At 64.7% G+C, this 20018-nt stretch carries 21 protein-coding genes; 11 read left to right on the forward strand and 10 right to left on the reverse strand.

Annotated elements, in window-relative coordinates; translation table 11 throughout:
• The first annotated feature begins 17 nt into the window (after positions 1 to 17).
• From CRJ03_RS05915 to rfbA, 9 genes are all read left to right on the forward strand, one after another.
• Positions 18 to 263, forward strand: coding sequence for an accessory factor UbiK family protein (locus CRJ03_RS05915; RefSeq protein WP_104017978.1), 246 nt, complete (start codon positions 18 to 20; stop codon positions 261 to 263).
• Between the two features lie 281 nt (positions 264 to 544).
• A complete protein-coding gene (gene sdhC / locus CRJ03_RS05920; RefSeq protein ID WP_104017979.1) occupies positions 545 to 928 on the forward strand; it encodes a succinate dehydrogenase, cytochrome b556 subunit in 384 nt (127 codons plus the stop codon).
• Positions 929 to 938: 10 nt separating this feature from the next.
• Positions 939 to 1310, forward strand: a complete 372-nt coding sequence (gene sdhD, locus CRJ03_RS05925) for a succinate dehydrogenase, hydrophobic membrane anchor protein (protein ID WP_104017980.1) — start codon at positions 939 to 941, stop codon at positions 1308 to 1310.
• Between the two features lie 12 nt (positions 1311 to 1322).
• The gene (gene sdhA / locus CRJ03_RS05930; protein ID WP_104017981.1) at positions 1323 to 3125 is read left to right on the forward strand and encodes a succinate dehydrogenase flavoprotein subunit; all 1803 of its coding nucleotides are present in this window, start codon (positions 1323 to 1325) and stop codon (positions 3123 to 3125) included.
• A gap of 11 nt (positions 3126 to 3136) precedes the next feature.
• Entirely contained in the window at positions 3137 to 3916 is a 780-nt protein-coding gene (locus tag CRJ03_RS05935; protein WP_104017982.1) for a succinate dehydrogenase iron-sulfur subunit, read from the forward strand.
• A 152-nt stretch (positions 3917 to 4068) separates the two neighbouring features.
• Positions 4069 to 4632, forward strand: a complete 564-nt coding sequence (rfbC, locus tag CRJ03_RS05940; RefSeq protein ID WP_104017983.1) for a dTDP-4-dehydrorhamnose 3,5-epimerase — start codon at positions 4069 to 4071, stop codon at positions 4630 to 4632.
• A 3-nt stretch (positions 4633 to 4635) separates the two neighbouring features.
• Entirely contained in the window at positions 4636 to 5679 is a 1044-nt protein-coding gene (gene rfbB / locus CRJ03_RS05945; protein ID WP_104017984.1) for a dTDP-glucose 4,6-dehydratase, read from the forward strand.
• Positions 5676 to 6542: a dTDP-4-dehydrorhamnose reductase gene (rfbD, locus tag CRJ03_RS05950; RefSeq protein ID WP_104017985.1), complete on the forward strand. Its 867-nt coding sequence runs from the start codon at positions 5676 to 5678 to the stop codon at positions 6540 to 6542. The genes rfbB and rfbD overlap by 4 nt, the downstream gene beginning before the upstream one ends.
• Positions 6539 to 7411: a glucose-1-phosphate thymidylyltransferase RfbA gene (rfbA, locus tag CRJ03_RS05955; RefSeq protein ID WP_104017986.1), complete on the forward strand. Its 873-nt coding sequence runs from the start codon at positions 6539 to 6541 to the stop codon at positions 7409 to 7411. The genes rfbD and rfbA overlap by 4 nt, the downstream gene beginning before the upstream one ends.
• On the opposite strand, the gene CRJ03_RS05960 is transcribed toward rfbA, so the two are convergent.
• Positions 7408 to 8271 (reverse strand): 3-oxoadipate:acetyl-CoA acetyltransferase, encoded by an 864-nt coding sequence (locus CRJ03_RS05960; RefSeq protein ID WP_240611573.1) that lies wholly within the window; start codon positions 8269 to 8271, stop codon positions 7408 to 7410. The two genes, rfbA and CRJ03_RS05960, sit on opposite strands and share 4 nt — an antisense overlap.
• A gap of 88 nt (positions 8272 to 8359) precedes the next feature.
• Between CRJ03_RS05960 and CRJ03_RS05965 the strand changes: the two genes are divergently transcribed.
• Together CRJ03_RS05965 and CRJ03_RS05970 are read left to right on the forward strand one after the other, a co-directional pair.
• Entirely contained in the window at positions 8360 to 9619 is a 1260-nt protein-coding gene (locus CRJ03_RS05965; RefSeq protein ID WP_104017988.1) for a glycerate kinase type-2 family protein, read from the forward strand.
• A 79-nt stretch (positions 9620 to 9698) separates the two neighbouring features.
• Positions 9699 to 10079, forward strand: coding sequence for a hypothetical protein (locus CRJ03_RS05970; protein ID WP_104017989.1), 381 nt, complete (start codon positions 9699 to 9701; stop codon positions 10077 to 10079).
• A 165-nt stretch (positions 10080 to 10244) separates the two neighbouring features.
• Here the strand turns inward: CRJ03_RS05970 and CRJ03_RS05975 are convergent, their stop codons facing one another.
• The 9 genes from CRJ03_RS05975 to CRJ03_RS06015 form a co-directional block, all read right to left on the reverse strand.
• Positions 10245 to 11105: a TauD/TfdA family dioxygenase gene (locus CRJ03_RS05975; RefSeq protein WP_104017990.1), complete on the reverse strand. Its 861-nt coding sequence runs from the start codon at positions 11103 to 11105 to the stop codon at positions 10245 to 10247.
• Positions 11106 to 11153: 48 nt separating this feature from the next.
• Positions 11154 to 11945, reverse strand: a complete 792-nt coding sequence (locus CRJ03_RS05980; protein WP_104017991.1) for an SDR family NAD(P)-dependent oxidoreductase — start codon at positions 11943 to 11945, stop codon at positions 11154 to 11156.
• Positions 11942 to 13381, reverse strand: a complete 1440-nt coding sequence (locus CRJ03_RS05985; RefSeq protein WP_104017992.1) for an AMP-binding protein — start codon at positions 13379 to 13381, stop codon at positions 11942 to 11944. Before CRJ03_RS05985 ends, CRJ03_RS05980 begins: the two co-directional genes overlap by 4 nt.
• Positions 13381 to 13968, reverse strand: coding sequence for a thermostable hemolysin (locus CRJ03_RS05990; protein WP_104017993.1), 588 nt, complete (start codon positions 13966 to 13968; stop codon positions 13381 to 13383). The genes CRJ03_RS05985 and CRJ03_RS05990 overlap by 1 nt, the downstream gene beginning before the upstream one ends.
• 95 nt (positions 13969 to 14063) lie before the next feature.
• Entirely contained in the window at positions 14064 to 15419 is a 1356-nt protein-coding gene (locus CRJ03_RS05995; RefSeq protein ID WP_104017994.1) for a sensor histidine kinase, read from the reverse strand.
• On the reverse strand, positions 15416 to 16078 hold the full coding sequence (locus CRJ03_RS06000) for a response regulator transcription factor (RefSeq protein WP_240611574.1): 663 nt from the start codon (positions 16076 to 16078) through the stop codon (positions 15416 to 15418). Before CRJ03_RS06000 ends, CRJ03_RS05995 begins: the two co-directional genes overlap by 4 nt.
• A gap of 27 nt (positions 16079 to 16105) precedes the next feature.
• Complete coding sequence (locus CRJ03_RS06005; protein ID WP_104017996.1) at positions 16106 to 16699, reverse strand: DUF6134 family protein; 594 nt, start codon at positions 16697 to 16699, stop codon at positions 16106 to 16108.
• 191 nt (positions 16700 to 16890) lie between these two features.
• On the reverse strand, positions 16891 to 18714 hold the full coding sequence (locus CRJ03_RS06010) for a cation:proton antiporter domain-containing protein (RefSeq protein WP_165375259.1): 1824 nt from the start codon (positions 18712 to 18714) through the stop codon (positions 16891 to 16893).
• Positions 18715 to 19112: 398 nt separating this feature from the next.
• On the reverse strand, positions 19113 to 19937 hold the full coding sequence (locus tag CRJ03_RS06015) for an IS5 family transposase (RefSeq protein WP_104017135.1): 825 nt from the start codon (positions 19935 to 19937) through the stop codon (positions 19113 to 19115).
• Positions 19938 to 20018 lie beyond the last annotated feature (81 nt).

Here is a 20018-nt window from a genome sequence, read left to right on the forward strand (position 1 = left end):
AACGCCGGAGGCAAGCGATGCAGACGCGAAACAAGGTGCTCGACGATCTGAGCCAGTTGATGACCAACGCGATGGGCGTGGCGCAAGGCGCGCGGACCGAGGCCGAGACGGCGATGAAGTCGCTGATCGACCGGTGGCTGGCCGAGCGCGACTTCGTCACCCGCGAGGAATTCGACGCGGTGCGCGCGATGGCACAGAAAGCGCGCGAGGAGAACGAGGCGCTCAAGGCGCGCATCGAGGCGCTGGAAAAGCGCGACGCTTAACAACGGCACCTTTGTGATCACAAGCGCGCGCCACTTGCGGCATTGCCCGTGGGCGATACGGCGATTCCAATGACTTGCCCAAACAATGAGTCGCCACGCGATGCGCGGCAAATTGTGATCACACGGGATTTTACGTGATCACAAACAGCTATTTTTTGCGACGAATCGACCGTATCGGGCTAATTCCTCTTTGTAACAGGTGACAGCGGCGGCAAAACCCTGCAAAACGGGAACAGCCAGAGCAGGCCCCGTGCCGCCGCCGAACATCAAGGAGGTCCCCCATGGCCGAGTCCACAGAGGTTGAACGCCCGCTTTCCCCTCATCTGCAAATCTACCGTCCACAAATGACCTCGATCAGCTCGATCCTCACGCGGATCACCGGCAACGCACTGATCGTGGCGGCGGCGCTGATCATCTGGTGGCTCCTCGCCGCCGCAACCTCCGAGAGTTATTTCGCCACCGCCGACGCGGTACTGACCTCGTGGTTCGGTGACCTTGTGCTGACGCTGTCGCTCTGGGCGGTGTGGTATCACTACCTTGCAGGGCTGCGGCATCTCTATTTCGACGCGGGCAAGGGGCTCGAGATCGAAACGGCGGAGCGCCTCGGCTGGGCCTGCGTCATCGGCTCGGTCGTGCTCACCGTAATCACGTTGCTTCTGGTCTGAGGAGGGAAACATGCGCTATCTCACCGCACGCAAACGCGCCGAAGGCAAGGGCGCGTCAGGCACCGGAACCGAGCATTTCTGGTACATGAAGATGAGCGGCGTGGGCCTCGCGCTCATCATCCCCGTCTTCCTCGTGGCCTTCGGGCGTGCCGTCGGCGGCACCCGCGAGGAGGTGCTCGCCACCTTCACGCATCCCGCGATGGCCCTCCTGACCGGCCTTGTGATCTTCTTCGGGCTTCGCCATTTCGCGGGCGGGGCACAGACCATGATCGAGGATTACACCCACGGCAGCACCCGCCGCGCGCTAATCATCTTTACCACCATCCTGAGTTACGGGCTGATCGCCACCGGGCTCTTCGCCCTTGCCAAGATCGCGCTGTGAGGAACTGACATTATGGCCGCATACGAATACGAGACGCATGATTACGACGTGGTAGTTGTGGGCGCCGGCGGTGCCGGGCTGCGCGCGACGCTGGGGATGGCCGAACAGGGGCTGCGAACCGCCTGCGTGACCAAGGTGTTCCCGACCCGCTCGCACACCGTGGCCGCACAAGGTGGCATCGCCGCGAGCCTGGGCAACATGGGCCCGGATAGCTGGCAGTGGCACATGTACGACACCGTCAAGGGATCGGACTGGCTGGGCGATACCGACGCGATGGAATATCTCGCGCGCGAGGCCCCCAAGGCGGTCTATGAGCTGGAGCATTACGGCGTGCCGTTTTCCCGCACCGAGGAGGGCAAGATCTATCAGCGCCCCTTCGGCGGCCACACGACCGAGTTCGGCGAGGGCCCCCCGGTGCAGCGCACCTGCGCCGCCGCCGACCGCACCGGCCACGCCATCCTGCACACGCTCTACGGTCAGAGCCTCAAGGAAAAGGCCGAGTTCTACATCGAGTATTTCGCCATCGACCTGATCATGACCGACGGCGCCTGCACCGGCGTGGTGTGCTGGAAGCTCGATGACGGCACGATGCATGTGTTCAACGCCAAGATGGTGGTGCTGGCCACCGGCGGCTATGGCCGGGCCTATTTCAACTGCACCTCGGCGCATACCTGCACCGGCGACGGCAACGGCATGGTGGCGCGCGCCGGGCTGCCGCTTCAGGATATGGAGTTCGTGCAGTTCCATCCCACCGGGGTTTATGGACCGGGGATGCTGATCACCGAGGGCGCGCGCGGCGAGGGCGGGTATCTCACCAATTCCGAGGGCGAGCGTTTCATGGAGCGCTATGCGCCCAATTACAAGGATCTGGCGCCGCGCGACTATGTCAGCCGCTGCATGACGATGGAAATCCGCGAGGGGCGCGGCGTGGGCAAGGAGAGCGATCATATCCACCTCAACCTGAGCCACCTGCCGCCCGAGGCGCTGCAACTGCGGCTGCCGGGGATTTCGGAAACGGCGAAGATTTTCGCCGATGTCGATGTCACCAAGGAACCGATCCCGGTGCTGCCCACCGTGCATTACAACATGGGCGGCATCCCGGCGAATTACTGGGGCGAGGTGATCAACCCGACCAAGGACGACCCGCATGCCGTGGTCCCCGGCCTGATGGCCGTGGGCGAGGCCGCCTGCGCAAGCGTGCATGGCGCGAACCGCCTGGGCTCCAACTCTCTGATTGACCTCGTGGTGTTCGGTCGCGCCGCCGCCATCCGCGCGGGCAAGGTGGTGGACGCCGAAAGCGCCGTGCCGGCAACCAACAAGGCCGAGGTCGACCGCGCGCTCGACCGTTTCGACAAGCTGCGCCATGCCGATGGCGCGGTGCCGACCGCCGATCTGCGGCTGGAGATGCAGCGCACCATGCAGGCCGACGCCGCCGTCTTCCGCACCTCCGAGACGCTGGCCAACGGTGTCGAGAAGATGAAGGGTGTGGCCGCCAAGGTGGCCGATCTCAAGGTCACCGACCGCAGCCTCGTCTGGAACTCGGACCTGATGGAGACGCTGGAGCTGACCAACCTGATGCCCTGCGCGCTCTCCACGATCTTCGGTGCCGAGGCCCGGCACGAGAGCCGTGGCGCCCACGCGCACGAGGATCACCCCAAGCGCGACGACAAGAAATGGCGCGTGCACACGATCGCGCGGATCGGCGAGACGGATGTGGACCTCAGCTATCGCCCGATCATCGAGGACCCGATCACCCCCGAGGACGCCGGCGGCATCAGCCTCAAGAAGATCGCGCCCAAAGAGCGCACGTTCTAAGGAGACGGATCATGGTTCAATTCACCCTGCCCAAGAATTCCAAGATCACCACCGGCAAGACGTGGCCCAAGCCCGAGGGCGCGAGCAATGCACGCAAGTTCCAGATCTACCGCTGGAATCCGGATGACGGGCAGAACCCGCGGGTGGACACCTATTTCGTCGATCTCGACGATTGCGGGCCGATGGTTCTGGATGCGCTCATCTACATCAAGAACAAGATCGACCCGACGCTGACCTTTCGCCGCTCCTGCCGCGAGGGGATTTGCGGGTCGTGCGCGATGAATATCGACGGGATCAACACGCTGGCCTGCATCTACGGCATGGACGAGATCAAGGGCGACGTGAAGATCTATCCCCTACCGCATATGCCGGTGGTCAAGGACCTGCTCCCCGACCTCACGCATTTCTACGCGCAGCACGAGAGCATCATGCCGTGGCTGGAGACCAAGACCAATCGGCCCGCGAAGGAGTGGAAACAGTCGATCGAAGATCGCGAAAAGCTCGACGGGCTATACGAATGCGTGATGTGCGCCTGCTGCTCGACCTCGTGCCCGTCCTACTGGTGGAATGGCGACAAGTATCTTGGACCCGCCGCCCTCCTGCATGCCTATCGCTGGATCATCGACAGCCGCGACGAGGCCACCGGCGAGCGGCTGGATGACCTGGAAGACCCGTTCAAGCTCTACCGCTGCCACACGATCATGAACTGCACCAAGACCTGCCCCAAGGGCCTCAACCCCGCCAAGGCGATTGCAGAGATCAAGAAGATGATGGTCGACCGGCACGTGTGAATGGAGCCCGGCAGGCGGGACAAGCAGACAAGAAGACCCCGGGACACGCGCCCCGGGGTCTTCTTGTATCGCGGCCGCGCATCGTCGCGATTGTCGCTTGTCGGCATTTCTGAAATGCTATGCACATTGATGAATGGCGTGATGGACCCTGCATGAAGATCGAACGGACCCCGCTTGATGGCGTTCTGGTGCTCACGCCCAAGCGGTTTGGCGACAGCCGCGGCTTCTTTTCAGAATCGTGGAGCCGCAGGCGCATGGCCGAGTCGGGCCTTGATATCGATTTCGTGCAGGACAACCATTCGCTCTCTGCAGAGGTGGGCACCGTGCGGGGCTTGCACTACCAATCCCCGCCCCACGCGCAGGCCAAGCTGGTGCGCTGCGGGCGCGGGCGGCTTTTCGACGTGGCGGTGGACATCCGCCGCGGCAGCCCCACTTTCGGGCAATGGTTCGGGGCAGAGCTGAGCTTCGGGAACGGGCGGCAGATGCTGATCCCCGAAGGTTTCCTGCACGGCTTCGTCACCCGCGAGCCGGAGACCGAGATCATCTACAAGTGCAGCGATTACTACGCGCCCGAGTGCGACGGCGCGGTGCGCTTCGACGATCCCGATATCGGGATCGACTGGGGCTTGGGTGACGTGGCCCCGATCCTGTCGGACAAGGACGCCGCCGCCCCCGCCTTCGCCGAATTCGACTCGCCGTTCGAGTGGAAGGGATAAACCATGCGGCTCCTTGTCACCGGCGGTTGCGGCTTCATCGGATCGGCGGTGGTGCGACTGGCCGTGGCGCGCGGGCACGAGGTGGTCAACCTCGACGCGCTCACCTACGCCGCCTGCCCCGACAACGTCGCCGAGGTGGCAGACAGCCCGCTCTATACCTTCGAGCACGCCGATATCCGCGACCGCGCGGCGCTCGACCGTATCTTTGCCACCCACGCGCCGGACGCCGTGATGCACCTCGCCGCCGAGAGCCACGTTGACCGCTCCATCGACGGGCCCGGCACCTTTGTCGAGACCAACATCACCGGCACCTACAACATGCTCGAGACCGCGCGCGCGCATTGGACGAAGGCGGGCAAGCCCGGGGCATACCGGTTTCACCATATCTCCACCGACGAGGTTTACGGCTCGCTCGGGGCCGAGGGGCAGTTCACCGAAGCCACGCCCTATGACCCGCGCAGCCCTTATTCCGCGTCCAAGGCGGCCTCCGATCACCTGGTGCGGGCGTGGCACGAAACCTATGGCCTGCCGGTGGTCCTGACCAACTGCTCCAACAATTACGGCCCCTACCATTTCCCCGAAAAGCTCATCCCGGTGGTGATCCTGAATGCGCTCGCGGGCAAGCCGCTGCCCATCTACGGCGATGGCAGACAGGTGCGCGACTGGCTTTACGTCGAGGACCACGCCGACGCACTTCTGCTGGTGGTGGAAAAGGGCACGGTGGGGCGCAGCTACAATATCGGCGGCGAGAACGAGCGCAGCAACCTCGAACTGGTGCGCACGCTCTGCGGCATTCTTGACGAATTGCAGCCCAGGGAGAGCGGCTCCTACGCCGATCAGATCACATTTGTCGCGGATCGTCCGGGCCACGACGCGCGCTACGCCATCGACCCGGCGCGTATCCGCGAAGAGCTTGGCTGGCGGCCCTCGGTGACCCTTGAAGAAGGGCTGAAACGCACGGTTCTGTGGTTTCTCGACAACGAGCCGTGGTGGCGCGCGCTTCTGGATCGCGAGGGCGTGGGCACACGGCTGGGGGTGACGGCATGAGGGTGCTGGTGTTCGGCCGCACCGGGCAGCTTGCCACCGAGATCGCGCGCAGGGCGCAGGGCGGCGTGACGCTCGACATGGCTGGGCGCGACCGCGCCGATCTCGAAACGCCCGACGCCTGCGCCACGCTCATCCGTGAAACCGCCCTCGACGCCGTCATCAACGCCGCCGCCTATACCGCCGTGGACCGCGCCGAGGAGGAAGAGGACCGCGCCACCCTGGTCAACGCCGCCGCCCCCGGCGCGATGGCCGCCGAATGTGCGGCGCTCGGCATCCCGCTGGTGCATGTATCGACCGACTATGTCTTTGACGGCTCCGGCACGGCCCCGTGGCAGCCGGGTGACGCCGCCGCCCCCCTCGGAGCCTACGGGCGCAGCAAGCTCGCGGGCGAGGTGGCGGTTCGCGAGAGCGCCGCGCCGCATGTGATCCTGCGCACGTCCTGGGTGGTCTCGGCGCATGGCGCGAATTTCGTGCGCACCATGCTGCGTCTGGGGCGCGAACGCGATCGCCTGCGCATCGTTGCCGATCAGGTAGGCGGGCCAATGCCCGCTGCCGCGCTGGCCGATGCCTGCCTGCACATCGCCGGGGCGCTCTGCGCCGATCCCGGCAAGACCGGAACCTATCACTTCGCGGGCACGCCTGAAACGTCCTGGGCCGGGTTCGCCCGCGCCATATTCGAGATGGCCGGGATCGCCTGCCCGGTCGAGGACATCTCCACCGCCGACTACCCCACCCCGGCCCAACGTCCGCTCAATTCGCGGCTCGACTGCCGCTCCACGCGCGACACCTTCGGCCTCGAACAGCCCGACTGGCGAGACGGGCTGCGCGACATCCTGACAGAGCTTGGAGAAATTTCACGATGACGAAACGCAAGGGCATCATCCTCGCCGGCGGCTCCGGCACGCGGCTTTACCCCGTGACCATCGCCGTTTCGAAACAGCTCCTGCCCCTCTATGACAAGCCGATGATCTATTACCCGCTCTCGGTGCTGATGCTGGCGGGTATCCGCGAAATCGCGATCATCACCACGCCACAGGACCGCGAACAATTCACGCGGCTCATGGGCGATGGCAGTCAATGGGGTCTCGATTTCACCTACATCGAACAACCCTCGCCCGACGGCCTCGCGCAGGCCTACTTGCTGGCAGAGGACTTTCTCGATGGCGCGCCCTCGGCAATGGTCCTCGGTGACAACGTCTTTTTCGGTCACGGCCTGCCCGAGGTGCTTGCCGCCGCGGATCGACGTACAGAGGGAGGCACCGTCTTCGGCTACCGCGTCTCCGATCCCGAACGCTATGGCGTGGTGGATTTCGACGCCGATGGCCGGGCGCGCGCGATCATCGAAAAACCGGCGGTGCCTCCCTCGAATTACGCTGTGACCGGGCTCTACTTTCTCGACAGCGCGGCCCCCGAACGCGCCCGTGCCATCACCCCCTCGGATCGCGGCGAAATGGAGATCACGACGCTCCTGCAAAGCTACCTGCGCGAGGGCGCGCTCGATGTTGAGCAGATGGGTCGCGGCTTTGCCTGGCTGGATACCGGAACGCATGGCAGCCTGCTGGATGCAGGCAATTTCGTGCGCACCCTGACCGAGCGGCAGGGGCTTCAGGTGGGCTCGCCCGACGAGGTCGCCTTTCGCGCGGGCTGGATCGACGCGGCGGCGCTGCGTGCCCGGGCCGAGGCCTTTTCCAAGAACGCCTACGGCACTTACCTCGCCACCCTCGCGGGCTAGGAGCCATCAAGACAGGGGCGAAGCCCGAGGATCGCGCGGGCCTGCGCCGGGCTGGCGACGGGCCGCTCGTACCGTTCGCAGATATCGGCGGCGCGCTGCACCAGCGCGGCGTTGGATGGGGCGAGCGTGGCGCGGTCGAGGCGCACATTGTCCTCCAGCCCGGTTCGCGTGTGCCCGCCCGCGGCGATGGCCCACTCATTGACGACGATCTGGTTCGGCCCGATCCCGGCGGCGCACCAGTTGGCCTCGGGTGCGCGGGTGCGCATGATCCGGACATAGAAATCGAACACCTCACGGTCGGCGGGCATCGCGTTCTTCACGCCCATCACGAATTGTACGTAGAGCCGCCCGTAGAGCGCGCCCTCCTCGTGCAACCGGATCGCGTGCAGGATGTGGCTGAGATCGAACGCCTCGATCTCGGGCACGATCTCGTGGGTGCGCATCTCGGCAGCCAGCCACGTAATCAGGTCGGGCGGGTTCTCGTAAACCCGGGTGGGGAAATTGTTGGACCCCACCGAGAGCGAGGCCATGTCGGGCCGCAGCGGCAGCATCCCGCCGCGCGCCTGCCCCGCGCCCGAGCGCCCGCCGGTAGAGAACTGCACGATCATCCCCGGACAGTGCCGCGCGATCCCCTCGCCCAACCGGGCAAAGCGCTCGGGATCGGAGGTCGGCGTGCCGTCCTCGGCGCGCACATGGCAATGCGCGATGGCGGCCCCGGCTTCGAACGCGGCGTGGGTGGACTCGATCTGTTCGGACAGGGTAATGGGCACGGCAGGATTGTCGGCCTTGGTCGGCACCGATCCGGTGATCGCCACACACAGGATGCAGGGGTTTCCCGCGACATCGGTTCGTGTTGCCAAGGCTTCACCTTTCCTCTTGCCACGCATTGGCCTAACGATATCGCGCATCCTCCCGCCGGGCCATGATTTTCCGAAAGGGCCGACCGACATGACCGATCCGCTTGCCTTGCTGCGCAGCCTCTTTGACGCCGCCGTGGCCGTTGCCGATCCGATGCGCAGCCTTGCCGCCCACCTGCCGCCGCGGCCCGCGGGGCGCTGCGTGATCGTCGGCGCGGGCAAGGCAAGCGCGCGCATGGCCGAGGCGGTCGAGGCGGAATGGGGCCCGTGCGAAGGGCTGGTCATCACGCGCTACGGCTACGGGCGGCCCTGCGCGGGAATCGAGATCGTCGAGGCCGCGCACCCGGTGCCGGACGAGGCCGGGTGCGCGGCGACCGCGCGGATGCTGCGGCTGCTCGACGGGCTGGGAGAGGACGACACGGTGCTGGCGCTCATTTCTGGCGGAGCGTCGTCGCTGCTGGTGCAGCCCGCGGGCGAGATGACGCTGGCGGAGAAACAGGCGGTCAACGCGGGTCTGCTGGCCTCGGGCGCGCCCATCGGCCACATGAACCTGATCCGCAAGCACCTGTCCTCGGTCAAGGGCGGGCAGCTTGCCGCTGCCGCCCATCCGGCGCGGATGCTGGCGCTTATGATCTCGGACGTGCCTGGCGACGATCCGGCGATGATCGGCTCGGGCCCGACGGTGGGCGAGCCGGGCACGGCGGCGCAGGCACGCGCACTGGTGGCGCGCTACGGGATCGACCTGCCCGCCTCGGCGCTGTCCGTTCTGGACGGGGAAAGCGGCGTCGTCCCGCCCGGCGACCCGCGGCTGTCACGGGTCGAGAATGTGGTTTTTGCCGCGCCTTCTCAATCACTTGACGCCGCCGCAGACCTGGCACAGCGTGAAGGCATCCGCGTGAAAACGCTCGGTGACGACCTCGAAGGCGAAGCCCGCGACGTAGCCCGGGCGCACGCGGCGCTGGCGCGCGAGATGCAGGAACGGCTGGCCCCCGGGGCTGCGCCGGTGTTGCTGATGTCGGGGGGGGAGCTCACGGTCACCCGCAGGGGAGACGGGGTAGGCGGACCGAACGCGGAATATGCGCTGGCGCTGGCACTATATCTGGGGAGAGCGGCGGGAATTCATGCCATCGCTTGCGATACCGACGGGGTGGACGGCGCCGCCGAGGTGGCCGGAGCGACCATCGCGCCCGACACGCTGGCGCGCGCCGAGGCGGCAGGCATTGATGCCGAGGCGGCACTGGCGCGCAACGATGCGCATAGCTTTTTTGCGGCACTCGGCGATCAGGTGATCACGGGTCCGACGCTGACCAATGTCAACGATTTCCGCGCCATCCTGATTGCCCCCGCATGACGCCGCGTTCCCACGCGCATGGGTCGCGCTGACCGCGGTTTTCTGCCATACTACTCTCTCGCAAGTGGGAGATTTCAGTATGAAACGTCGTGTTTTCATGGGCTTGCTTCTGTCGCTACCTGCCCTCGGGACGGCGGTGGCGCAGGCCGTACAGGAAAAGCTGACAGCCCCGGAGATCGAGGCCCTGCTTAGCGGCAACACCATTGTCGGCACCTGGTCGGGCACGCCCTACCGGCAGTATTACGGGCCGGATGGCACCACGATCAATGTACCCGAGGGCGGGCGTGCGGACGAGGGGCGGTGGCGTACCAACCCCGAAACCGAAGAATACGAGAGCTGGTGGCGCAGCACCGGCTGGACGCCCTACGCGCTAGTACGCACCGAGGATGGCGGGCACGCTTGGATCAACGGCGACCGGCTGGAGCCGTTCAGCGTGGTGCCCGGACGGCAGATCGAGTAACCCCGAACCTGCAGGTTCAGCGCGCGAACCGCACGGTTCGAGGTGCTCACTTGCGCCTCCGGGGCCGGTCTTGCCACTTGGCTGGGCCAGGCCCCTCTCACTGGCGAATACAGATGGCCCAATAGCCAATCAGACCCGCGCGGATCGGTCTGCCGCCGCCGGATCTCAGATACGGCCCATCCCGATGAAAAGCTGCCGGTCGGCGTCCTTGATGGCGCGGCGACCGTGCATGACGCGGGTGTTGTCGATCACCGCGATATCGCCGTCTTGCCAGTTGATCTCCACCGTGCAGCTTTCGGCAAGCTCGCGCAGCGCCTCGATCTCGACCGGCGACACGGTCGAGCCGTCCTCCAGCGTGTATTCCGGTTTCTCGTAATTGTGCGAAGGGCCGAGGATGGCGTTGGCGAACGCCTGCCCGTTGGTCAGGGACGAGGGCCTGACCGGCGAGACCGTCAGTTCGTAGTCGATGGAACCGTCGTCGCGCAGCGCGAAATCCTGTCCCGGTATGGCGGCCTTGAACTGGATGATATGTTCCTCGGTCACCTCGTCCGGGTGGCTAATGGCAGGGTGTTCGTTGGCGAGGTAGCGCTTCCAGAGCTCTTCGGGGAGGTTGCGTTTGACCTTCATCTTCTGGCTCCAGCGGGCCTTCTGGCCGGTGTCGAACTTCTCGAAGACTGCCCGCCCGTCGCAGATCGTGGTTTGGGACCCCTCGAAGGCGGCACGCGTGCAGTAGAAGGCGACGATATCGGGGCAGATCGGTGTGTTGCCGTTCTCGATATGCAGGCCGACCGGGCCGAGACCAGCATCGACCTTCTGCGTGTTCTTCTCTGAGTACTCGCGCGCCGGATCGAAGGTGATCGTGGTGCAGAGTTGCGCGGTCAGGTCGCTGAAGCCGTTCATGTCCGACTTGAAGCCACGCAGGAGGGCCCAGCCGTCAGTCTCTAGACAGGTGCGGGTTTGCGCGATGACCTCTTGGGTGATGTCGGTCGCGCCCGTTTCTTCTGCGCGGATCACGTTGTAGTGCATTCTCGGAGTCCTTTGTTGATGTCCTGTCAGGTGGTTAGCGGCACGGGCTTACGCCTTGCTTACAGGCTCCAACGCCCTGAGCGTGCGGGTGTCGCGGGCCTGAGCACCGACCGATCTATCGACGAGCGAGGGGAACAGGCGCTGAACCTTGACGAAAAGCCGTTCCTTGCCGCGCGGGAAACTTTCGCGGCGGCCCGCCTTTATGGCGGCCCAGGCTTCTGCGGCGACCTGCTCGGCGCTGTCGAGGGTCATGGCGAGCGGTTCAACCAACGCTGCGAACTCGGCCTCGGCGGCGGTTCGGGTGGCCCGCGGCGCGATGTAGGTCACGCCCACCCCCGAGCCCGAAAGCTCGCGCCGCAGCGCGTCGGAAAAGCCGCGCAGGCCGAACTTGGTGGCGGAATAGGCGGCGAAGAACGGGTAGGCGATATCGCCAAAGACCGAGCCGATGTTGGCAACGCGGCCCTGCGCCTGCCTGAGCGCGGGCAACAGGTCGCGGGTGACGGCCATCGGGGCCACGAGGTTGGTGGCGCACATCTGTTCCAGCGCGGCATCGTCAGTATCGCGCAGGTGGCCGACGCTCAGGGTGCCCGCGTTGTTGATCAGCACGTCGAGCCGGTGCCCCGCGGCCTCGACGATGGCATGGCGGCCTTCGGCGGTCGTGACATCGGCAACGACGATCCGGGCCTGCACGTCGGGGACAAGAGCCTGCGTTTCCAACAGGCTGGACTTCGTGCGGCCAACGAGGATCGGGGTATATCCGCGTCGCGCGGCCTCGATAGCGAGCGCGCGGCCGATGCCGGAGCCAGCACCGGTGATGAGGGCGGTCATGGTATGCGTCATGAGGCGAGTCTTTCGGTCTGAAGGGGATTTGGCAGAGGCTCCGCCGCCCTGCCGTTGACAATGGCGGCGGCAACGCGGCGATCCGGGGTGCCGGCTGGGAAAAGCAGGCCTGGTTCCGACGGGTCGGTGAAGATCACGGCTTCAGGGCGGGCATAGCCAGGCAGATCCCGGAGCCGCGCGGCGATCTCTTGCGCGCTCATGGGCGCGGCGAGCACGGCGATCAGCACCAGTACGCCATCGGGGTCCCGAAGGCAGAGCGCGGAGCTCATCACGCGCGGATCGGCATTTACCCGCGCTTCGATCCATTCGGGCGAGATGTTGCGCCCGGCGGGCGTCACCAGCAGAGCATCCTTGCGCCCCTCGACCACCAGCCGACCGTCTTCGATGCGCCCGAGATCGCCGGTGTGCCAACGCGTGGGTGCCGGGGCCCCGCCAAGGTAGCCTTCCATGACGGTTGGCCCGGCCACGGTGATTTCGCCATCGACGATCTGCACGTCGGAGCAAGCCAGAACGGGGCCGACCGTCCCCGGCACGTTGCGGCCCGGGCGGTTCATGGCAACCACCGAGCAACATTCCGACAGCCCGTACCCCTCATGCACCGGGATGCCCGCTGCCTCGGCGGCGCGGACAAGAGCGGGCGAGGACGCCGCACCGCCGACGGCGACGAAACGCAGGCTGGACGGAACGGACGAGCCCGCGTGTTCGATCGCGGCCACCCACCGGCCCAAGAGACCCGGGGCGAGCAGGCTGGTCGTGGGCTGGCATTGGTCCATCGCGCGGATCAATCCCTCGATCGGGCCACCCAGAAGTGCGCGGGTGGCATCGAAGCGCATCACGCACTCCGCGCCGGCGAGGATGGGAAGAAATATCCCGCAAATCTGTTCGAGCAGTTGCGGAAGGGGCAGAACGGACAGGTGGCGGTCCCGCGGACCCGCACCGATCACGTCGCTCAGGGCAGCGAGCGAGGCGTCGAGTTGGCGATCGCCTATGATAACGCCCTTGGGGTGGCCGGAGGAACCGGAGGTGTAGATGACTCGCTCGGCACCGCCGGGGTAGGCAGGCAGCGGCCCGGCGGGCGCGGCCTGCGGGGAGATGACCTGAAAGGGCGATCCGGCGAAGACGTCGCTGTCGGTCGTGATGACCGCCTCGGCATCGCATTCCTGCAGGATATGGTCTGTCTGACCGGGGCTGAAGAAGAACGGGAGGGGCACCTGCCGCTTGCCCGCGAGGGTCAGGGCAAGATCGGCCACCACGTAATCTATCCCGCCCGGAACAGCGATGGCGACCGTCCGCGGCGCGGCCTCGAGCCGCTGCGCAAGGCCGGCGACGCGGCCTGACAGGTCATGCCACGTCACGGCGCCGGTATCGTCGCGAAACGCGGTCGCGTCGGGGTGCGCGCTCGCGTGGCGCGTGAGGGCATCGAACACCCTCCGCATCACGACGCCTCGCAATGCAGGCCCGCCGCGCGGGTGCGCGGAGAGATCGCAACGGGCGAGACGAGCCGGTCCGTGCAGGCGCAGACCCAGGGATCATGCGCGTAGTAGCTTCCCCAGCTTTCCGGTTCGGGAACGCGGGATGGGTCGGCGGGGGCGAGCCTGGCAAAGTCGAGCCCGGTACGCTCCAGCAGGCGGCGCAGCTTGGCGGTGACGGTAAAGACGCCGCACGTCATGCCCTGAGCGCGGCCCCAGTCGACCATCACGTCGAGCATCGCCAGAACCGGGAAGGGCGTCTTCGATGCGAGCGAGACCACTTCCATGATCTGCGTGGGCGGCACCGGTTGCCCACCGGGATCGCGCAGGCACCTTGCGAATCCGCCGTCAAGATAGGTGTCGCAGAAGAACCCGTCCTGCGCGGTGCGAAGGCCCGCGGCGCAGAGAATCCGGCCAGCGGGGTCCTGTACCGTCACGAGGCGCGGCGCGAACCGGGTGATCCGCGCGCCGTAGACCTCGCGGTAGACGTCATGGATATGCTGCTCGGCCGCCGCGCGCGCGGGGCTCTGCTCTGTCAGGAAGTCGATTCTCATGGCTGGCCAATCTGGTCGTTGAACTCTCGGATGGCCACGTGTCTGGCGCGGCAGACTTACGCCAGGCTTACAGGCAGCGGCGGATCGGCGGCGCGCTACGACTTGGGGAAAAGGAAGGAAAAGACGCTGCCGCCGCCTGGCCGGTCGGCGACCGATACGGTCGCCCCGTGCGCCTCGGCCACGGATTTGACGATGGCGAGCCCGATCCCGGTACCGTCGCGCCCACCCGTTTCTCCGCGCACGAAGCGCTGGAAAAGCTGCGCCTTCTGCGCGTCCGGGATACCCGGGCCGCGATCCAGCACATGCCAGCCGGCGGGGGTATCGCTGATCTCGATCTCGATCTCGCCGCTGCCGTCGGCGTAGTTGATGGCGTTGCGCAATAGGTTACCGAGCGCAATGGCCAGAAGCCCGGCGTGCCCGTGTACCTTGGCGCTTTCGGCACCGGTGACGGCAAGCCGCTTGCCATCGCGCATGGCCGCAACGCCCATCTCCTGCGCCACGCGAAGCGCGACCTCGTGCAGGTCCACCTCTTCGAATGCCGTCACGCCAAGTGCCTCGGCGCGGGCAAGGTTGACGAGCTGCTCGAACATCTGCTCTAGCCGATGCACATCGTTTCGCAGGTCATGCTTGAACGGCCCATCGTCCATTCGGTCGATCGCGGAACGCAGGATGGCCAGCGGCGTGCGCACCTCGTGGGCCACGTTCGAGGAGAAATCCCGCTGCGCCCGGTAGCCCCGGTCGAGCCGGTCGAACGCCTCGTTCACGGCAGTCACCAGCGGTACGATCTCGGCGGGCAGATGCGCGGTCGAAAGCCGCCTGTCCGTCGTGCCGGGCCCAATCGCCCCGGCCTCGCCCGAGACCCGCCGGAGCGGTGCCAGTGACCGACGGGTGGCAAGTATGGCAGACAAGAGGATGGCCGCGATCCCGATGGCCAGCCAATGGACCTCCTCGCTGACCTCGTGCATCAGTTCAGCCAGGTCGCTCTCTTTCGAATGCCCCGCCGCAGTGGAGGCCAGAACCACGAACCGCCGCCCGTCACGCTCTACTGTGAGCGCAGCCCCGTTGCGGGTATCTCCCAGCTTCAGGAAGCGCGGCTCGCCCATCGCGGCGTCCGAGACACGGTTCGCCAGCCCTACAACCGCCTCGCCGCCGATGACCGGCCGCATCGCCTCGTCGAAGACGGTGTACCGATAGAGCCCCCCATCGCCCCGAAATCTCAGCGCCCCGGCGTCGAGTCCAAGTTCGGGCGCACCGGGAGATATCTGTCCGGCGATTTCGGCGGCTTCGCGCGCCAGCGCCTCGTTGCGGTTCTCGGCAAGGTGTTCGTAGAATTCATAGGTGAGGATCACCGAGGCCAGCGCGAAGCAGAAGCCCACCGCCAGCAGGATGTTGACGATCAGTCGCCGCCGAAGCGAGGTTGCCTCGCCAAAGAGTGCAGCCAGCCCGGTCACGCGCCGTCGTCATCCAGAAAGTAGCCGATGCCCCGAAGGGTGTGGATCGCCACGCTTGCGCCCATATCGGCGAGTTTCCTGCGGAGCCGGTGCGTGGCCACTTCGATGGCATTGGGTGTAGGGGGCTCGTCGAACCCGTAAAGCGCGTTCTCGATGGTGTCCCTCGACAAGATTCGCCCCTTGCGGCGCATGAAGAGTTCCAGAAGATCGCGCTCTCGCCGCGACAGGTGCGCCGGGGTGCCGCCAATCTCCACGCTGCGGCACGAGGTATCGAAGGTGATATTGCCTGCCATCAGCGTCACTCCGAGCGCGCCGCCGGGCCGCCGAAGCACCGCCCGGATGCGCGCCAGCAACTCGGCGGCGTCGAATGGCTTTACGATGTAGTCGTCCGAGCCCGCATCTAGCCCCTTGATCCGGTCTTCCAGCGCGTCGCGCGCGGTGCAGATGATGAAAGGCACCTCGGGTTTGGCGGCCTTGATCGACCTGAGCACCGACAGCCCCTCCATATCCGGCAGGCCGAGGTCCAGGATGATCGCATCATAATCGTAGGAGCGGGCAGAATGCACCGCGTCCTCTCCGCAATGCACGCAGTCCACTATGAAGCCGTTCGCCTGAAGGCTGGCGGAGGTATTCTGCGCCAGCCTTTCATTGTCTTCCACGTACAAGAGCCGCATCGGGCAAAGGTCCTATTTGCGGACGTATGTTACGGTCGTGCCATCTTCGGCCGTAAAGGAAACATGTGCAAGATTGCCCTGCGCATCGTACCACAGGTCGCGGTTCAGATCGCCTGAAAGACGGTAATGGTGCGTGGCCACCGGCCCGCGGCGGGTCGTGACCTGCTCGGTGCCCATATCGCTCACCCGGACACTCATGATGCTGCCGTCGATGGTATTCAACAACTTACCGGCGCGCAGGATGTCGTCGTTCCATAGGCTCGCCGGAAGTACGCCCTTGCCGCCGGTGGTCAGTTGGTGCGGTGTGCCGTCATCGTTGGTGGCCGAGCGCACCGAAGTCAGCGTGCCGCCGGACCAGTTTTCGACGCTTTGATGCTGAAATCTGTAGGCGGTGACGCTGATGATCGGAACCTTGACCGTGATATCGGTGGTCACCTTCACGGTGAGCGCGTCATCAGAGCCGTTGAAGCGGTAGCCGTGATCCCCGATGTCCTTGCCCTTTCGGACGACGTCGAATTCGAGATGCCCGCCCGCGGGGATAGACGCGGCGTTGAGAGAGGGGGCGAGGGCCAGAATGAGGCCCGCGGCGAGTGAGAGGATACGCATGTCTGTCTCCGTCGTTGATATGCAAGCGCAATGCTGATCAGGCTCGTGACGCACCCGGCTTACAGAAGACTTACAGCTGACGTGCAATCGAGATGACCTGCGGTCCGATCGGGACGCCGGTCCGGTCGTTGGGGCATATTTCTCCGGTGAATGCAGGTGGCCGGATCGCTCGGGGTATTGCGAGCGTCGGTTTAATCCATGATTTCGTGCCGGCTCGCCGGTATGCCGAAACGCTCGATTTGTTGCGCCTCGTAAATCTCTATCTCTTGATCGTAGGCATGGTTGAATGCATCCAGAATTGTCTTGGCGACTTCCAGGTGAGGCATGTAGACGATGTCTGCGCCAGCCTCTCGCAACTTCTGCCAGTCTGAGATGTGGATTGCGTTCGCAATGATCGTGGCCCCCGGATTGACATGGCGAACCAGTTTGACCAGGGCCACAGTATCAATCCCGCGCAGAAGATCGTCGGGAATCGAACAAAGCACGATCCGGGCTCGATCTATCTTTGCGTGAAGCAGGGCTTCTTCATTCGAAATATCCCCATAGACGACATGCGCGCCCAGTTCCCTAATGGACGGGTGCAGCGCGACATTGAAGTCGACGATGGACGTGTGTTTCAGCAACTCGGGCTGGTGGCGGGACAACTCTTCGAGGAAAGAGGAGGCATCGCGGTGAATACCGAGCATGCCGAGGATCGTTTCATGCCCGCTCTCTTCTTCTTCGCCCCCGGGTTCGCGAAAGCCGAGCTTGTGGAGCGTGCCCTTGATCGCGTCATAAATATGATAGGCATTTTCAAACAGCGGTGTGGTCAAGACCGCCGTGATGACAAAGGCCAGAATGACGACGGCTGCGAATTCCTGGCTGATGTGCTGCAACTCCAGGCCAAGAAACATGATCACGAGGGAAAATTCCGATATCTGCGCGAGCTGGATGGAACTTACCTGCGCGCTCCGCTGATCGATTCCGAGAAAGTAGAAAACCGGGAAGAACACGAACTGGCGGGCGAGCAGCGCCAGGACGGCGACGAGACAGGCCAGGAGCGGCACCTCCCACGATGTCAGGGCCGGGATGCTCATCCCAAGCCCGACGAAAAAGAGCGTCACGAAGAAATCCTTAACAAGGCCGACTTTGGTGACGATTTCAACGCTGTAAGGAGAGCTTGCAATTGTGGCGCCGGCAATCAGGGCGGCCATGCCCGAACCGACCGCAAGCTTCATGTCAACGCCAAGCATATGCGTGAGACCATCGAAACTCGTCCCCAAGGCGACAATGGCAAAGCACCATGAGATTGCGCCCAGCAGGATGAGCTCCGGTTTCTTGGCGATCCAGTCGAAGGCGCGCGTGGCGATCAGACGCGAAAGCAGCGCCGCGACGATGATCAACAGGCCGATACCCATGAAGGAACTGAGGATTGCGATAACGTCCGGGTTGCTCAAACTGGGCTGGACGAGCGTGACGACGATTGCCCAGATGTCCTGGAATATCAGGATAATGAGGGAAATCTGACCGGGGCGCGTATCAAGCTGAAAATGCTCCTGGAACAGTTTCACAACAAGCAGCGAAGATGAAACCGAGATCGCGATGCCAACGTACAGGGGCGACAACGGCGCCTCTGTGAGAAGGCCCCCGATGCCCAATAGCATCAGCAGTTTCGTGAAGAGCATCCCGAACAGAAGCGTAAGCGGGAACTGAAGAAATCCGGCAAGTAAGAGCGTCCTGCCACTGGCGAGTATGCGTGGCATGTCAATTTCAAGCCCGATCACGAACAGCAGCAGAACAAATCCGATCTGCGCGATGGCTTCGATGTTGCCGGGATCGGTGATCACCTCGAGTCCGATTGGCCCGAGGGCAACCCCCGCAAGTATGAACGCCGCGATCGACGGAATGCCAAGCCGTGCAAAGACAACGGCAAGGCCACCCGCGAACAGCAGGCTCGCCCCGATTTCAGCGACCAGTGTCGGAACTGCGCCGCCTGCGGCATGCGCGGGAGAAGAGGTCAGCGCCGCGATGGCCATGGAAATCAGTCCGCCCAAGTAGCGTGAACTGAGACCGCGCGGCGTCATGGGTCAAACACGGCGGGCTTGCATTCGCAGGAGCGGATCAGCCCGGTCAATTCATTGGTGCAATACGTTGCGGCGCGCCTGGCCTGCCGATCGAGCCGTTTGCCCCACGGGCCCTGCCGCTGGCGGCACTCCATCATCCACCGGGCACCGGAGCCGGACCCGAGGGCCCACCGGGAGCGGAATTCTCACCTTTCCGCCCAGACCGATCCGGCGGGCCGGGAAATGGCCCAAGGCAACTCGCACGATGTGACACCTGAAAGACGTGATTATAGAGCTGCGCCACCCACTGTTTGCCATCCATGGTCCGCTCCAGGTGCCTGAGAGTCTGATTCAAAACTATCTGAGCATTATTAATCCCTTGCGAGATGGCGTGTGACGCGTCGAATGTGGGCGATTGTGATCCACGCCTCTGCGCTGGCGATGGATTTCTCCCAATCCTTTGACAGGCGGCGGCATCGGCCCAGCCAGGCAAGGGTGCGCTCGACCACCCATCGGTGTGGCAGAACCTCGAACCCGTCGGCGGTGTCGGAGCGTTTGACGATCTGGACGCTCCAACGTCCGATGGCTTTCAGCGCATCGCGCAGTTTGGGTCCTGCATAACCGCCATCCGCAAAGACATGGCGCAGCATGGGGTAGCGCGATGCAACGGCTCTCAACAAATCCGGCGCGCCGTCACGATCCTGAATCCCGGCGCTGTGGACCTCAAGCCCGACGAGCAATCCGGTCGTGTCAGTGACGATATGGCGCTTGCGCCCCTTGATCCGCTTTCCGGCATCATATCCGCTAACCCCACCGCTTTCCGTGGTTTTTATGCTCTGGCTATCGATAATCCCCGCCGTCGGCTGGGCTTTGCGGCCCTCCGCCAGCCGCGCGGCTTCAACCAGCTTGCAGTTCATCTCATCGAGAAAACCGTCATTGCGCCAAGCATAGAAATAGCCCCGCACCGTCGAAACCGGCGGAAAGTCATTCGGCAGCATCCGCCACTGGCACCCGGTCGTCGCCATGTAGAGGATCGCGTCGAACACGTCGCGCAAGCTTGTCGTGCGGGGTCTGCCCGTGATCTTGGGTGCGGGCATGAAAGGCGCGATCAGTGCCCATTCGGGGTCTGTCAGATCGCTTGCGTATTTGCCACCCGCTCGGGCATGCTGGCGGCGAGTGAGTTCGGTCCAGGCCATCGTGATCTCCGTTCAGCTTTGCAACCGAACAGAAGCACAACCTGCTGAACTCACTCAATTAGTTTCAAATCGGGCTCTGAG

It is taken from the genome of Roseovarius nitratireducens (genome assembly GCF_002925845.1).
In the GTDB taxonomy this organism is placed as follows: domain Bacteria; phylum Pseudomonadota; class Alphaproteobacteria; order Rhodobacterales; family Rhodobacteraceae; genus Roseovarius; species Roseovarius nitratireducens.